Here is a 13,785-nt window from a genome sequence, read left to right as displayed (position 1 = left end):
CACGTCATGGCCGGGCTTGTTCCGGCCATCGACGTTTTGGGGATCTCCAACGCACAAACCTCATCCGGGGAGCAGACGCAGGCTGCGTCTCGAAGGAGTGTCCAGAGCGCACCGAAGCCTCCTTCGAGACGGTCGCTTAAGCGACCTCCTCAGGATGAGGGCAGTGAGTGAAGATGAGAAAGCATCAAACCTTCTTCACGAAGGAGGTCTTGAGCACGAGACCTTTGATCTGAGCCGAGCGGCACTCGATCTCTTCCGCGTCATCCGTTAGGTGGATGTTCTTGAACACGGTGCCCCGCTTGAGGGTTGTGGAGGAGCCCTTCACCTTCAGGTCCTTGATGACCTGCACTGAATCGCCTTCGTTCAGCTGGGCTCCGTTGCTGTCCCTGACAACCAAATCGCTCATGTCGGTCTCCTTGGGCGCGCCTTGCGCCCTGCCGGGAAGGGCATAGCCGCCCGGCTGGTCCTTTGTCCATCAGGGCTCTTGCGGACCAGCTTGGCACTCGGAATTCACGAGTGCCAAAAAATTTTATCAGCCCCTCTTGAACGGTGAAGCTTGCTCAACCAAATTTTCGACCGCGGAGGCTCGGGAAAGCTCCGCATATGGCAGTTAACGCACTGAAAACATTGGAGGAAGCTTCATGAAGTTCCGTCCTTTGCATGACCGCATTCTGGTCAAGCGCATCGATGCGGAAGAGAAGACGGCGGGTGGCATCATCATCCCCGATACCGCCAAGGAAAAACCCCAGCAGGGCGAGGTCATCGCCGTGGGTCCTGGCGCCCGCAACGAGGCTGGTCAGCTTGTCGCGCTTGACGTGAAGGTCGGCGACCGCGTGCTCTTCGGCAAATGGTCCGGCACGGAAGTGAAGATCGATGGCGAGGATCTCCTGATCATGAAGGAGAGCGACATCATGGGCGTGCTGGAAGAGACCGCCGCTCAGAAAAAGGCCGCGTAAGGCCGACGATCAGAGTCACATATCGTTACGTCTCGAAGGAGTGACGAACAATGGCTGCTAAAGAAGTCAAATTCTCATCCGATGCGCGCGAGAAGATGCTGCGCGGCGTCGACATCCTCGCCGATGCGGTGAAAGTGACGTTGGGCCCGAAGGGCCGCAACGTCGTGATCGAGAAGTCCTTTGGCGCACCGCGCATCACGAAGGACGGCGTCACCGTCGCGAAGGAGATCGAACTTGGCGACAAGTTCGAGAACATGGGCGCGCAGATGGTGCGCGAGGTCGCCTCGAAGCAGAACGACCGCGCCGGTGACGGCACCACCACCGCGACGGTTCTGGCCCAGGCCATCGTAAAGGAAGGCGCCAAGGCGGTTGCCGCCGGCATGAACCCGATGGACCTCAAGCGCGGCATCGACATGGCCGTCGAGGCTGTCGTGGCGGACCTCAAGAAGAATGCCAAGAAGGTGACCTCCAACGAGGAGATCGCCCAGGTCGGCACCATCTCCGCCAACGGCGATGCCGAGGTCGGCCGCATGCTGGCCGAGGCTATGCAGAAGGTCGGCAACGAGGGCGTCATCACGGTCGAGGAGGCGAAGTCGCTTGAGACCGAGCTTGAGGTCGTCGAGGGCATGCAGTTCGACCGCGGCTATCTCTCGCCGTACTTCATCACCAACGCCGAGAAGATGCGCGTGGAACTCGAGGATCCCTACATCCTCATCCACGAGAAGAAGCTCTCCGGCCTCCAGACGATGCTTCCGATCCTCGAAGCTGTGGTGCAGACCGGCAAGCCGCTGCTCATCATCGCCGAGGACGTCGAGGGCGAGGCTCTCGCCACCCTCGTGGTCAACAAGCTGCGGGGCGGCCTGAAGATCGCCGCCGTGAAAGCGCCTGGCTTTGGCGACCGCCGCAAGGCCATGCTCGAGGACATCGCCGTTCTCACGAAGGGCCAGGTCATCTCCGAGGATCTCGGCATCAAGCTCGAGAACGTGACGCTTCCGATGCTCGGCCGCGCCAAGAAGGTGGTGATCGAGAAGGAGAACACCACCATTGTCGACGGGGCTGGCGACAAGAAGGACATCGAGGCGCGCGTCCAGCAGATCAAGGCGCAGATCGAGGAGACCACCTCGGACTACGACCGTGAGAAGCTGCAGGAGCGTCTGGCCAAGCTCGCAGGCGGCGTCGCGGTGATCCGCGTCGGCGGCGCGACCGAGGTCGAGGTGAAGGAGAAGAAGGACCGCGTCGATGACGCCATGCACGCCACCAAGGCGGCGGTGGAAGAGGGCATCCTGCCGGGCGGCGGCGTTCCGCTGCTGCGTGCGCTGAAGGCGCTCGAGGGCGTTAAGCCCGCCAACGACGACCAGAAGACCGGCGTCGAGATCGTGCGTCGCGCGCTTCAGGCTCCGGCTCGCCAGATCGCCCTCAACGCGGGCGAGGACGGCTCGGTGATCGTCGGCAAGGTGGCCGAGGCTAATGAGTACTCGGCTGGCTGGAACGCCCAGACCGGCGAGTTCGGTGACCTCTACAAGTTCGGCATCATCGATCCGGCCAAGGTCGTGCGTGTGGCTCTTGAGGATGCCGCGTCCGTGGCTGGCCTCCTCATCACCACCGAGGCCATGATCGCCGAGAAGCCGAAGAAGGAAGCCGCAGCTCCGGCCATGCCCGGTGGCGGCATGGATTTCTAAGAAACTTGCTTTCGCTCAACTGGACGGCGCCGCAGCAATGCGGCGCCGTTTGTTTTGCTGGAGCATCGTGCAGAAAAATGGATCCGGTTTCCGCATAAACGATGCGCCATTTAAAAAGAGAGCACCGGACCTAAAAGTGCAGGTTCAGTTTTGATGTCCGATGCTACAGGGACATCAAGGCGCCGGTTGCGCGAGTTTTGTCGTGACGGAGCCGGTCGTCTCTTCAGGCGCAGCTTTGCGAAGCTGGTTCACGAAGGCCATGAGGCTGTTCGCCTGTCCCTGTTCTGGCACGAGGTGAGTCAAGACGCTGCTATCGAACGGCTCTTCCTCGACTGCACCATCGACCATGATGATCGTCCTGATGCCGGTCTCGACATCAAAGGAGATAGATCTGACCTTGGCCTGATGCGGTGTTCTAACTGGCTCGGCAACAGGAGGCGGAGCAACAGCGGCCAATGCCTTGGGCAGTGCTGGCTGTTGAGCCGCCAGGACAGTGGCCGAGTCGCGCTTCTTGTTATCCTTCCTGGAGTCTCGCCGCTTGTCGCGCTGGTCCGCCCTGCGCTCCGGAGAAGATTGCGAGGACTCCGGAGAAGATTGCGAGGGCTTGGTGATCGAGGTCTCTTCGGGAAGAAGCTGTTTGAGCCTCTCCTCGGCCTGTTTGGCTTCTCTCTGGGTTGTCGAGCCGAAGGCCGCGACCAGAGGGTGCTTGGACCTCTCCTCGTCGGCCTTGGCTTTTGCTGCTTCCAATGCTTTGGCAGCCGCAATCCGCTTTTTGGCCTCCTCTGTTTCGGCGCGATTATTGGTACTGTACGAATACCGCTTGCCGTTGATCTCGTAAGAGACCTTTCGGGCTTCGGCACCGCTGCTCATAACCACGAGCGTGACAGCTGACGCTGCGAGCAAAATCCCCGTCCTGTTCATCCGCTTATAAGGGCCGTTCGGCTCCTCCCCTTGCTCAGGTCAAGCTCAGTTAACGAATGGGACGACTCTGTGGCGAAAGTTGAAGTATGACAGGCCCGTTGGAGGTATTTTGTATAAAGATGGAGAAAATTCGGATTAGAGGATTACCTGTTCTTGTTTTTTGGGATCCGACCTTGAGAGCCGGCCTTTTGATGGATGCTATATATTACATAACCGTGCTGTCCTCTGAGTGGCGGTATTAACGGTGTGAAATCCGCGGACTTGGTCTTCCGGAGAATTGCTCAAGACGGTGCTGTCGCGTAAGCAGCGGCGCAATCCAAGACAGGAGGAAATCATGAAACGCCGTAATTTTCTCGCTACGGCCGGTGTCGGAATCGCCGCCGGTGCCATCGCCAAGCCGGCCATCGCTCAATCGAATCCTGAAATCCGCTGGCGCCTGACCTCGGGCTTCCCGAAGTCGCTCGATACGATCTATGGCGGCGCGGACTTCCTGGCGAAGTACGTGTCCGAGGCCACTGAAGGCAAGTTCCAGATCCAGCCTTTCGCCGCCGGTGAAATCGTCGGTACCTTCCAGGCTGCCGACGCGGTCTCTGGTGGCACGGTCGAGATGGCCCACACGGCTGCTTACTACTACGTCGGTAAGGATCCGACCTTCGCTGCAGCTGCGGCGCTGCCGTTCACTCTCAATGCACGCCAGCTCAATGCCTGGAACTATCACGGCGGCGGCATGGATCTCGTGAACGAGTTCATGGCCAAGCACAACCTCTATGCGCTGCCGGGCGGCAACACCGGCACCCAGATGGGCGGCTGGTTCCGCAAGGAAATCAAGACGGTCCAGGACCTGCAGGGCCTGAAGATGCGCATCGCCGGCATCGCCGGTCAGGTGATGCAGAAGCTCGGCGTCGTCCCGCAGCAGGTGGCGGGCGGCGACATCTATCCGTCGCTCGAGCGTGGCACCATCGACGCCGCCGAGTGGATCGGCCCCTATGACGATGAGAAGCTCGGTTTCCAGAAGGTCGCGCCGTTCTACTACTACCCGGGCTTCTGGGAAGGCGGCCTGACGATCCACTTCATGTTCAACAAGGCCAAGTGGGAGTCGCTGCCGAAGAACTATCAGGCGATCCTGCAGGCGGGCTGCATGGCCGCGAACATGGACATGTTGTCCAAGTACGATGCCAAGAATCCTGCGGCGCTCCGCAGCCTTGTGGCTGCCGGCGCACAGCTGCGTCCGTTCTCTGCAGAGATTCTCGACGCGGCCTACAAGGCCACGAACGAGGTTTATGCGGAAATCTCCGCCCAGAATCCGGACTTCAAGAAGATCATCGAGTCGATCCGTGCCTTCCGCAATGAGGAATATCTCTGGTTCCAAGTGGCCGAGTACGCCTTCGACAGCTACATGATCCGGGCCCGCACCCGCGGCTAATCCTAGAGAAGTCTAAAACTCCAAAACCCGGCGCCGAATGCGCCGGGTTTTTCTTATGCAAGGCTGCTGTGCTTCGGGAGAGGGGCTTCGGGGGTTGTATCAAGAGCGCAGAGTGCTGATCTGAACACTTCCCGTCGTCCGGCCCGCTTGAGAGATCCTTGCCCATGCCTCCGTTTTCCATCCTCGACCTCGCGCATATCACGGAAGGCTCGACGGCCTCCGATGCGCTGCGGAACTCTCTCGATCTGGCGCAGCATGCCGAACGATGGGGCTACAACCGTTTCTGGCTCGCCGAGCACCACAACATGATCGGGATTGCGAGCGCTGCGACGAGCATCGTGATCGCGCATGTGGCCGGCGGCACTAGGACGATCCGCGTGGGCGCAGGCGGCATCATGCTGCCGAACCACGCGCCGCTGATCATCGCCGAGCAGTTTGGAACGCTCGATGCGCTGTTCCCCGGTCGTATCGATCTCGGGGTCGGCCGGGCTCCCGGCACCGACCAGCGCACCATGCGCGCGCTGCGTCGCGATCCGACGAGCGCCGATACCTTCCCGCAGGATGTGCTGGAGCTGCAGGCGCTGCTCGGGCCGCTGCAGCCGGGCCAGGCCATTCAGGCCGTGCCGGGCACCGACAGTAATGTTCCGATCTGGATTCTCGGCTCCAGCCTCTTTGGCGCGCAGCTCGCCGCCATGCTGGGGCTGCCTTATGCGTTTGCTTCGCATTTCGCGCCGAATGCCTTGTTCCAGGCGCTGCAGGTTTATCGCGAGCGCTTCCAGCCTTCGGCCCAGCTCGACAAGCCCTATGCGATGGTGGGCGTGAACGTGATCGCCGCCGATACGGACGAGGAGGCGAAAGTTCTCTTCACCTCGGCGCAGCAGGCCTTCACCAATATGTTCCGCGGCACGCGCGGCAAGCTCCAGCCGCCCATCGACGACATCGAGACCTATTGGACGCCAGCCGAGAAGGTCCAGGCCTCCAACATGCTGGCCTGCTCCTTCGTTGGCTCGGCTGAGACCGTGCGCGAGGGTCTTGAAGGCTTCATCGAACAGACGGGTGCGGATGAACTGATCGTGGCCTCGGCCATCTACGATCACGGCAAGCGCCTGCGCTCCTACGAGATCCTGGCAGATGTGCAGAAGGCGATGAGCAAAGCCGCCTAGGATATCCTATCCCCGTCATGGCCGGGCTTGTCCCGGCCATCCACGTCTTTGGAAACACGGCGCATCAAAGACGTGGATCCCCGGAACAAGTCTGGGGATGACATGAATGTATAGAAGACATCGTGCACTTACGTCGAAGCGCCACGCCCCTTCAATGTCGGGTCCAGCGCATCGCGCAGGCCATCGCCCAGGAGGTTCAGGCCAAGCACCGACAGCGCAATTGCGATGCCCGGTGCGATGGCGAGGTGAGGGGCTTGCGAGAGATAGGTCTGCGCATCGCTCAGCATGCGGCCCCAGCTCGGGTTCGGCGGACGAACACCCAAGCCGAGATAGCTCAAGCCCGCTTCAGTGAGGATCGCGAGTGCGAGCTGGATCGTGACCTGCACGATGAGCGCGCCCGCGATATTCGGCAACACATCCTCCCATGTGATGCGCAGGGGATGTTTGCCGATGGCGCGGGCGGCGGCGATGTAGTCAAGCGTCCAGATCTGCAGCGCCACGCCGCGCGTGACCCGCGCGAAGACAGGCACGTTGAACACGGCAATTGCGAGAATCGCTGAGAGCGGGCCTGAGCCGACAAGAGCGCCGATCATGATGGCTGAGAGCACGGCGGGAAAGGCGAAGACCACGTCCGAGACGCGCATGGCGATCTCGTCTGCGATTCCTTTCCATGCGGCTGCCGCCGTGCCGATGGCGGTGCCGATGGCAGCTCCGAGAAGAACCGCAGGCCAAGCGATGGCGAGCGAGTTCCAGGCCCCCACCATGAGAAGCGATAGGACATCGCGCCCGAAATGATCTGTGCCGAGCAGGCCTGCCTCCAGCGGTGCCTTGAGGCGCATGGCGACGCGCACGCGGGTCGGCACCTCCGGCGTCCAGACGAGCGAGAGGAGGGCGGTGGCAATCAGCATGGCTGTGAGGATGCCGCCGATCACGAGGGCGGCGTTGACGCGGATGGAGGAGCGGTTCGTCATGCTCGGCTCCTCAGGCGCGGATCGAGGATCGTGTAGCCGATATCGACGAGGAAATTCACGACGATCACGAGGCCGGAAAAGATCAGAACGATGTCCTTGATCACCACGAGATCGCGCTGGTTCAGCGCCTGATAGGCGAGCCGCCCCAAACCCGGCAGGTTGAACACGTTCTCGACCAGGATCGCACCACCGAAGAAGAAGGAAAGCTGCAGGCCAAGGATCGTGGTGACGGGAATGAGCGCATTCGGCACCACATGGCGACGCAGCGTGGCGCGTTTGTCCACGCCCTTGGCGCGCGCAGTGCGCACGAAATCCGCGCCGATCACTTCGAGCGTGGCCGAGCGTGTGACCCGGGTCAGCACGGCGGCCTGGGGCAGGGCGAGGGCAACAGAAGGCAGCAGCAGCGCCTGAAAGGCGGGCCATAATCCCGCACCCCATCCGGGAAAGCCGCCGGCCGGAAACCAGCCGAGGCGGGTGGAGAAGAAGAGAATGAACAGAAGGCCGATCCAGAAATTCGGCACGGCCACGCCCATCTGGCTGAACACGAGAACCGCACGATCCACCGGCCCGTCGCGGCGCGCGGCAGCGGCGACGCCGAGGGGCAAGGCGAGAGCGGTCGAAATCAGAATGGCAAGAAGGCTCAAGGGCAGCGTTACGCTCATGCGCTCGGCCACCAGCGTCGAGACCGGCATCTTGTAGGTGATCGATTGCCCGAGATCACCGTGCAAAATCCCGCCGATCCAATCCAGGTAGCGAAGCAGAGCTGGCTGATCGAGCCCGAGCTCTTGCCGCAACGCCGCCAGCGTATCCTCCCGCGCGGCGGTGCCCAGCATGATCGCCGCCGGATCACCCGGGAGCACTTCCAGAATCAGGAAGATCGCCAGCGAGACGAAAAGCAGGGTGATGGCGAGCGAGGCGAGGCGAGAGAGGATGAGGCGGAGCATGGCCTATATGGGCCTCACGCTAGTCACGCGCTGAACGAGAAAGCGATTCATCGAATGCCAATCTACACTCCTCCCCTTGTGGGGAGGAGATGGAGGTGGGGGTGTCGGCGCTAGACCTTCATAGGCTATCGCTCACACCCCCACCCTAACCCTCCCCACAAGGGGGAGGGAAGAGGCGGGAGGGTGTTGTTCACTCCGTCCACGACGCTTCTGTCACGTCGTTCGACGGGATCGGCGAATTCTCCCACAGGCCTTGCAGCTTGGCATTCCACACGCCGAGCTTCGGCAGCTGGAAGAGGAAGAGGGCCGGTACGTCCTCGGCGAGGATCTTCTGTGCTTCTGCATATTTGGCAAAGCGCGCCTTCTCGTCCGTGGTCTTGCCGGCTTCTGCGATCAGCGCTTTGAACTTGTCGTTCTTGTAATTGAAGTAATAGTTGTCGCGGGCGAAGATCTCGATGTCGAGCGGCTCCGTATGGGAGACGATGGTGACGTCGTAATCCTTGGCCTTGAACACCTCCTCGATCCACTTGGCCGGGAACTCGGTGGGAATGATCTTCATGTCGACGCCCACCTCCGCGAACATGGCGGAGAGCAGTTCCGCCGAGCGGCTCGCATAGGCCATCTGCGGAGTCTTGATCGTGATCGAGAGGCCGTTGCCGTAGCCGGCTTCCGTCAGAAGCGCCTTCGCCTTTGCCGGATCGTAGGGAATGACATTGGTCATATCCACGAAAGCCGGGTGGTTCGGCGAGAAGAAGCTGCCGATGGGCTGGCCGAAGCCGGAATAGGCGCCCTCGATGAGCGCCTTGCGATCCACCGCATGCATCAGGGCACGGCGCACCCGCACATCGTCGAACGGTTTCTTGGCATTGTTCATGCCTGCGACCGTTTCGCCTTCCGTGTTGCCGGCCACCGCCTTGAAGCGGGAATCCTTCTGAAATTCGGCGAAGAGTTCGGGGGCGCCGAGGTTCGGGAATGCATCCACATCGCCTGCGCGCAGCGCAGCCACTTGCGCCTGTGCATCGCTGATGAAGCGGAAGGTGACGCTGTCGAGCTTCACCTTATCCTTCTGCCAATAGTCGGGATTCTTGACGAGCTCGACCTTGTCGCCGCGCGTCCAGGACTTGAACTTGAACGGTCCTGTGCCGATCGGGTTGGCTTTGTTGTTCTCGGCCGTTTCAGGCGCCACGATCACAGCATCACCCCAGCCGAGATAGTAGAGAAAGTTGCCCGAGGTCTCCTTCAGCTTGATCACCACGGTTGCGGGATCAGGCGTCTCGATGGAGGCGATGGGCGCGAAGATCTGCTTCTGCGCATTGGTGGATTTCGGATCGCGGGCGCGATCGAAAGCGAACTTCACGTCGGCGGAGTCGAAAGTGGTGCCGTCGTGGAACTTCACACCTTCCTGCAAGCGGAAGGTGTAGGTGAGGCCATCAGGCGAGATCTCCCAGCTTTTCGCCAGCAGCGGCTGCACCTTGCCGCTCCGGTCGATGCGCACGAGGCCCTCATAGAGATTGACCCAGGTGACCTCGCGGATCGCGACGGGTGCGGCAATTGTCGGGTCGAGGCCCGGGGGCTCGATGGGCATGCCGACGACGAGAGACGTCTTGGCGGCAAAGGCAGGAAGGGCGCTGACGGAGAGGAGCAGGGCGGCGGCCAGGAAACGCTTCGACATGGGGCGGATCTCCATCCGGTGTAAGGAGCGAAGGGTCGCGATGGTCTTTAGCTTACGCAGAGTGACGCCGGAGGGAAGATGTTCCTTACCGATTTTTAACGTGCCAGCGGGGTTTCAAACGCATAAATCTCTGGAAATGAGCCTCTCCCAGGGAGAGGCCGCACGAAAGGCTCAAGATGGCTCGTGAGACAGCTCTGGTGCCGACCAGCAACGGCACCCGTTACCTTCAGCAGCTCTGCAAGCATTGGAGCCATAAGCTCGATGTACAGTTGAGCGAAAACGAAGGCATCGTCCGCTTCCCGAACGCCGTCGCCACGATGAAGGCGGATGGCGACAAGCTCACGGTCACGGTCGAAGCGGAGGATGGTGAGACGCTGGAGCGGATGAAAGGCGTCGTCGCTTCTCATCTCGACCGCTTTGCCTTCCGCGAGGCTCCACTCCCGTTTCAATGGACGAAGGGCTGAGAGGCCGGATCATTCCGTGAGGCGCGATAGCACCTGATAGGCGGCCTTCACTCGTGCTTCATTCGGATAGGCTTTGTTCGCCAGCATGACGATGCCGACCCTCCTGTCCGGAACGAAGGCCACATAGGCTCCGAAACCGTTGGTCGATCCGGTCTTGTTGAGGATCATATCCCCTCTCGGTGCCATGGGCGGATCAATCGCGGTCGCCGGCGTCGCCTTCATGTTCATCGAGTTGCCGGCAATGATTTTTTCCAGCTCGACCGGATAGGGATATTGCTCCCAGATGAGATCCTGGATCAGTTCGCCCGAGTGGAAGTAGCCGGTATGAGTCGCATTGACGGCGCGAGCGATTCTCGTCGGAACCGTTCCGATCCCCATGTTCACTTCCAGAAAGCGGATCATGTCGACTGCGTTCGATTTTACGCCATAGGCTTCGTTCGCGAGGAGGGCTTGCGAGACCCGGACGGGCTTTCCGTCGCGATTGTATCCCCAGGCATAGGGCTTCATTTCCGCTGCAGGAACGTTGATATAAGTCCGCCGCAACCCGAGTTCGGAGAACAGACGCTCCGCCAGGGTCTCGAAGCTTGCCCCCAAGGCTCTTGCGGTGATCACGCCGAGAAGACCAATGCTCGGATTGGCGTAGCTGCGATGCGTGCCGGGAGAGAACCGGGGTTCCCATGCGCGATAATAGGCAATGAGCTGCTGTTGATCCTTCACGTGATCGGGCAGCTGAAGCGGGAAACCACCAGCCGTATGCGTAGCGAGATCCAGCAATCGCACATTGTCCAGGGCGCTCCCCTTCAGCTCGGGCATGTGCTTGGTGGCCGGATCAGTGAGCGACAATTTGCCTTCGCTCTCGGCGTAAGCCGCCAAGGTCGCGGTAAATGTCTTGCTGACCGATCCCAGCTCGAAGAGCGTGTCGCGCGTGACGGAAACCTGAGGGTCCTTTGAAGCCACGCCATATTCGATGAAATGACGTGTCCCGTCGATCGTCACGGCGACGGCCAGTCCGGGAATTTGGTATTGTTCGATGACCGGCTTCATCGCGTCATCGACAACCTGCCGCACCTTGGCGTTCTGTTCGGCCCCTGCGCCGAGCGCGCTGGACAGGCCGCTGAGCGCATAGGCGAGAAGAGCGGCTGCGAGTCTGGAAGAAAGTCGCGGGAGCACAGGCATTTCCTCATGGTTCGGAATGCGCGCGGCAAGCAGAATCGGATCTCGGGTGCGCCCGAGATCCGTGAGAAGAGAGTCTAGCGCTTCGCGCTGATCAGATGCAGCGCCCGCCATCGACCTCCAGCACCACGCCGGTGATCATGCTGGCTTCGTCGGAAGCCAGATAGAGCGCCGCATTGGCAATGTCCTGTGGGGTGGAGAAGCGGCCGAGCGGAATCGAGTTGACGAATTGCTGACGTCTCTCGGGCGTGTCCTCGCCCATGAACGTCGCGAGCAGCGGCGTCTCGCCTGCCACCGGTGCGAGAGCGCAGACGCGAATCTTCTGGGGCGCCAACTCCACCGCCATGGACTTGGTCATGGTGTGCACCGCACCCTTGGTGCTGTTGTACCAGGTGAGGCCAGGACGCGGACGCAATCCCGCCGTGGAGCCCACGTTGATGATGACGCCGCCCTGGCTCTGCATGAGCGGAATAGCGGCCTTGGCGAAGAGATAAATCGACTTCACGTTGACCGCGAAGATGCGGTCGAACTCGTCTTCCTCCACCTCCAGCATGGACCGGTTGCGGTGGGTGATGCCCGCATTGTTGACCACGATGTCGAGCTTGCCGAAGGCGGAGCGCGTCCTCTCTACGGCAGCATTCACATCGGATGCTTTCGAGACGTCCGCAGCCAGGCCGATGGCCGAAGCTCCGATTTTCTCCGCGGCAGTCTTGGCTGCGTCTTCGTTGATATCGACGACAGCGACCTTTGCGCCTTCGCGGGCGAATGTTTCTGCGATACCCAGACCAAAGCCCGAGCCGGCGCCCGTGACCAGCGCTACCTTGCCTTCGAGGCGTTTCATCAACTTTTTCCTTTCTCAGAATCCAGTTTTTTATCGTGGGCCTCATCCTGAGGAGCAGACGCGGTCCGCGTCTCGAAGGATGAGGTTGGAGGAGTGATCGTTTCCTACCTGTGAGCGATGACGAGGGTCTTGGTGGTCGTGAACTCGATCAGGCCCTCGAAACCTTTCTCGCGGCCATGGCCCGAGCGACCGAAGCCGCCGAAGGGCAGCTCAATGCCGCCGCCTGCGCCGTAGCAGTTCACGAAAACCTGGCCTGCACGCATGGAGCGGCCCACGCGCGTGGAGCGCATGGCATCGCGGGTCCACACGCCGGCCGCAAGACCATAAGGCGTGCCGTTCGCCAGCCGGATCGCCTCGGCCTCATCCTCGAAAGGGGTGGCCACGAGAACCGGGCCGAACACCTCTTCCTGGGAGAGTATGCTCTCGTGCGGTACGGGCGCGAAGAAGACCGGCGGGACATAGAAGCCTTCGGCGGGCGCATCGATGGCCACCACGCCTTCGCCCAGGATGGTGAGACCTTCGTTGCGTGCGCGATCCAGATAGCCGAGAACGCGGCGCTGCTGGGCCTGGTTGATCATGGGACCGAGATCGGGCTCGCGCTCCGGATGTCCTGCGCGCAGTGCACGGAAGCGCTCGGCAACGGCACTCACCACATCCTCGAAGATGCCGCGCTGGATCAGGAGGCGGCTTCCCGCCGAGCAGGTCTGGCCACCGTTCTGGATGATGGCGTTGACGAGCGTGGGAAGGGCGCGCTCGATATCCGCATCGTCGAAGACGACCTGCGCCGATTTTCCGCCAAGCTCAAGGGTGACGCCCACATGGTTCTTGGCGGCAGCCGTCTGCACGGCGGTGCCGGTCTCGGGGCTTCCGGTGAAGGACAGGAAGTCGATGCCGGGATGGGCAGCAAGCGTCGCACCAGCGGTGCGGCCAAGACCCGTCACGATGTTGATCGCTCCATCGGGAAAGCCAACTTCACGGGCGAGGGCGGCGACGCGCAGGATCGTGAGTGATGCATCCTCCGCAGGCTTCACGACGGTGGCGTTACCGGCAGCAAGCGCTGCGCCTACGGAGCGGCCGAAGATCTGCATCGGATAGTTCCAGGGCACGATATGCCCCGTGACCCCATGCGGCACCCGCTCGACGCCGATGAAATGCGTGTTGAGATAGGGAATGACATCGCCGTGAAGCTTGTCCGCGGCGCTGCCGTAAAATTCGAAGTAGCGAGCCAGCGCGATCGCATCGGCACGGGATTGGCGAAGGGGCTTGCCGTTGTCGCGGCTCTCGAGGATTGCCAGCTCATCGGCATGCGCCTCGACGATGGCGGCTAGCTTCATCAGCAAACGTCCTCGCTCAGTCGCCGTCAGCTTGCCCCAGGCTCCCTCGAAGGCGTTGCGCGCGGCCTTGACCGCAGCATCAACGTCTTGCGCCGTGCCGGAAGCGATCTTGGCGAAGAGCGCACCATCGACCGGCGAGATGACATCGAGCAGCATGCCGTCGGAGGACGGGACGTCCTTGCCGCCGATGAGATTCTTGAAAACCATGTTCGGTGCGATGTGCGGGCTGATCTGGTCGTTCACC

13 protein-coding genes are annotated in these 13,785 nt (G+C 61.4%); 5 read left to right on the top strand and 8 right to left on the bottom strand.

The annotated features are described in order from the left end of the window. Positions 1–184: 184 nt before the first annotated feature. Positions 185–406 carry an alkylphosphonate utilization protein gene (locus ACUXUR_RS24620; protein ID WP_445504982.1) on the bottom strand — a complete coding sequence of 74 codons (222 nt, stop codon included), beginning with the start codon at positions 404–406 and terminating at the stop codon, positions 185–187. A 235-nt stretch (positions 407–641) separates the two neighbouring features. On the opposite strand from ACUXUR_RS24620, the gene groES reads away from it, so the two are divergent. After that, on the top strand, positions 642–956 hold the full coding sequence (gene groES, locus ACUXUR_RS24615; protein WP_047189369.1) for a co-chaperone GroES: 315 nt from the start codon (positions 642–644) through the stop codon (positions 954–956). Between the two features lie 50 nt (positions 957–1,006). Then, entirely contained in the window at positions 1,007–2,635 is a 1,629-nt protein-coding gene (gene groL, locus ACUXUR_RS24610; protein WP_445504981.1) for a chaperonin GroEL, read from the top strand. Positions 2,636–2,809: 174 nt separating this feature from the next. Here groL and ACUXUR_RS24605 read toward each other — a convergent pair whose 3' ends face one another. Further along, positions 2,810–3,538 (bottom strand): hypothetical protein, encoded by a 729-nt coding sequence (locus ACUXUR_RS24605; protein ID WP_445504980.1) that lies wholly within the window; start codon positions 3,536–3,538, stop codon positions 2,810–2,812. A 352-nt stretch (positions 3,539–3,890) separates the two neighbouring features. Here ACUXUR_RS24605 and ACUXUR_RS24600 point away from each other — a divergent pair, with 352 nt between their 5' ends. Then, entirely contained in the window at positions 3,891–4,979 is a 1,089-nt protein-coding gene (locus ACUXUR_RS24600) for a TRAP transporter substrate-binding protein (RefSeq protein ID WP_445504979.1), read from the top strand. 164 nt (positions 4,980–5,143) lie between these two features. Further along, on the top strand, positions 5,144–6,142 hold the full coding sequence (locus tag ACUXUR_RS24595) for an LLM class flavin-dependent oxidoreductase (RefSeq protein WP_445504978.1): 999 nt from the start codon (positions 5,144–5,146) through the stop codon (positions 6,140–6,142). A gap of 128 nt (positions 6,143–6,270) precedes the next feature. Here the strand turns inward: ACUXUR_RS24595 and ACUXUR_RS24590 are convergent, their stop codons facing one another. From ACUXUR_RS24590 to ACUXUR_RS24580, 3 genes are all read right to left on the bottom strand, one after another. Continuing rightward, a complete protein-coding gene (locus tag ACUXUR_RS24590) occupies positions 6,271–7,113 on the bottom strand; it encodes an ABC transporter permease (RefSeq protein ID WP_445504977.1) in 843 nt (280 codons plus the stop codon). Then, positions 7,110–8,057, bottom strand: coding sequence for an ABC transporter permease (locus tag ACUXUR_RS24585; protein WP_445504976.1), 948 nt, complete (start codon positions 8,055–8,057; stop codon positions 7,110–7,112). The genes ACUXUR_RS24590 and ACUXUR_RS24585 overlap by 4 nt, the downstream gene beginning before the upstream one ends. Before the next feature lie 190 nt (positions 8,058–8,247). Beyond that, positions 8,248–9,729: an ABC transporter substrate-binding protein gene (locus tag ACUXUR_RS24580; RefSeq protein WP_445504975.1), complete on the bottom strand. Its 1,482-nt coding sequence runs from the start codon at positions 9,727–9,729 to the stop codon at positions 8,248–8,250. A gap of 176 nt (positions 9,730–9,905) precedes the next feature. Here ACUXUR_RS24580 and ACUXUR_RS24575 point away from each other — a divergent pair, with 176 nt between their 5' ends. Beyond that, positions 9,906–10,193 carry a DUF2218 domain-containing protein gene (locus ACUXUR_RS24575; protein WP_445504974.1) on the top strand — a complete coding sequence of 96 codons (288 nt, stop codon included), beginning with the start codon at positions 9,906–9,908 and terminating at the stop codon, positions 10,191–10,193. Positions 10,194–10,202: 9 nt separating this feature from the next. Here the strand turns inward: ACUXUR_RS24575 and ampC are convergent, their stop codons facing one another. The 3 genes from ampC to ACUXUR_RS24560 form a co-directional block, all read right to left on the bottom strand. Next, positions 10,203–11,369 carry a class C beta-lactamase gene (gene ampC / locus ACUXUR_RS24570; RefSeq protein WP_445505010.1) on the bottom strand — a complete coding sequence of 389 codons (1,167 nt, stop codon included), beginning with the start codon at positions 11,367–11,369 and terminating at the stop codon, positions 10,203–10,205. Between the two features lie 91 nt (positions 11,370–11,460). Next, positions 11,461–12,207, bottom strand: a complete 747-nt coding sequence (locus ACUXUR_RS24565; protein WP_445504973.1) for an SDR family oxidoreductase — start codon at positions 12,205–12,207, stop codon at positions 11,461–11,463. A gap of 104 nt (positions 12,208–12,311) precedes the next feature. Next, entirely contained in the window at positions 12,312–13,784 is a 1,473-nt protein-coding gene (locus tag ACUXUR_RS24560; RefSeq protein WP_445504972.1) for an aldehyde dehydrogenase family protein, read from the bottom strand. Position 13,785: the final 1 nt, after the last annotated feature.

It is taken from the genome of Microvirga medicaginis (assembly GCF_052658925.1).
Note: the sequence above shows the minus strand (reverse complement) of the source record. Positions and strands in the feature narration are given on the sequence as shown.

Excerpts from the sequence above, each read along its gene's own strand:
- groES (WP_047189369.1), top strand. The coding sequence starts at position 642 with ATGAAGTTCCGTCCTTTGCATGACCGCATTCTGGTCAAGCGCATCGAT.
- ampC (WP_445505010.1), bottom strand. The coding sequence starts at position 11,369 with ATGCCTGTGCTCCCGCGACTTTCTTCCAGACTCGCAGCCGCTCTTCTC.
- ACUXUR_RS24620 (WP_445504982.1), bottom strand. The coding sequence starts at position 406 with ATGAGCGATTTGGTTGTCAGGGACAGCAACGGAGCCCAGCTGAACGAA.
- ACUXUR_RS24585 (WP_445504976.1), bottom strand. The coding sequence starts at position 8,057 with ATGCTCCGCCTCATCCTCTCTCGCCTCGCCTCGCTCGCCATCACCCTG.
- ACUXUR_RS24600 (WP_445504979.1), top strand. The coding sequence starts at position 3,891 with ATGAAACGCCGTAATTTTCTCGCTACGGCCGGTGTCGGAATCGCCGCC.
- ACUXUR_RS24565 (WP_445504973.1), bottom strand. The coding sequence starts at position 12,207 with ATGAAACGCCTCGAAGGCAAGGTAGCGCTGGTCACGGGCGCCGGCTCG.
- ACUXUR_RS24575 (WP_445504974.1), top strand. The coding sequence starts at position 9,906 with ATGGCTCGTGAGACAGCTCTGGTGCCGACCAGCAACGGCACCCGTTAC.
- ACUXUR_RS24595 (WP_445504978.1), top strand. The coding sequence starts at position 5,144 with ATGCCTCCGTTTTCCATCCTCGACCTCGCGCATATCACGGAAGGCTCG.
- groL (WP_445504981.1), top strand. The coding sequence starts at position 1,007 with ATGGCTGCTAAAGAAGTCAAATTCTCATCCGATGCGCGCGAGAAGATG.
- ACUXUR_RS24580 (WP_445504975.1), bottom strand. The coding sequence starts at position 9,729 with ATGTCGAAGCGTTTCCTGGCCGCCGCCCTGCTCCTCTCCGTCAGCGCC.
- ACUXUR_RS24590 (WP_445504977.1), bottom strand. The coding sequence starts at position 7,113 with ATGACGAACCGCTCCTCCATCCGCGTCAACGCCGCCCTCGTGATCGGC.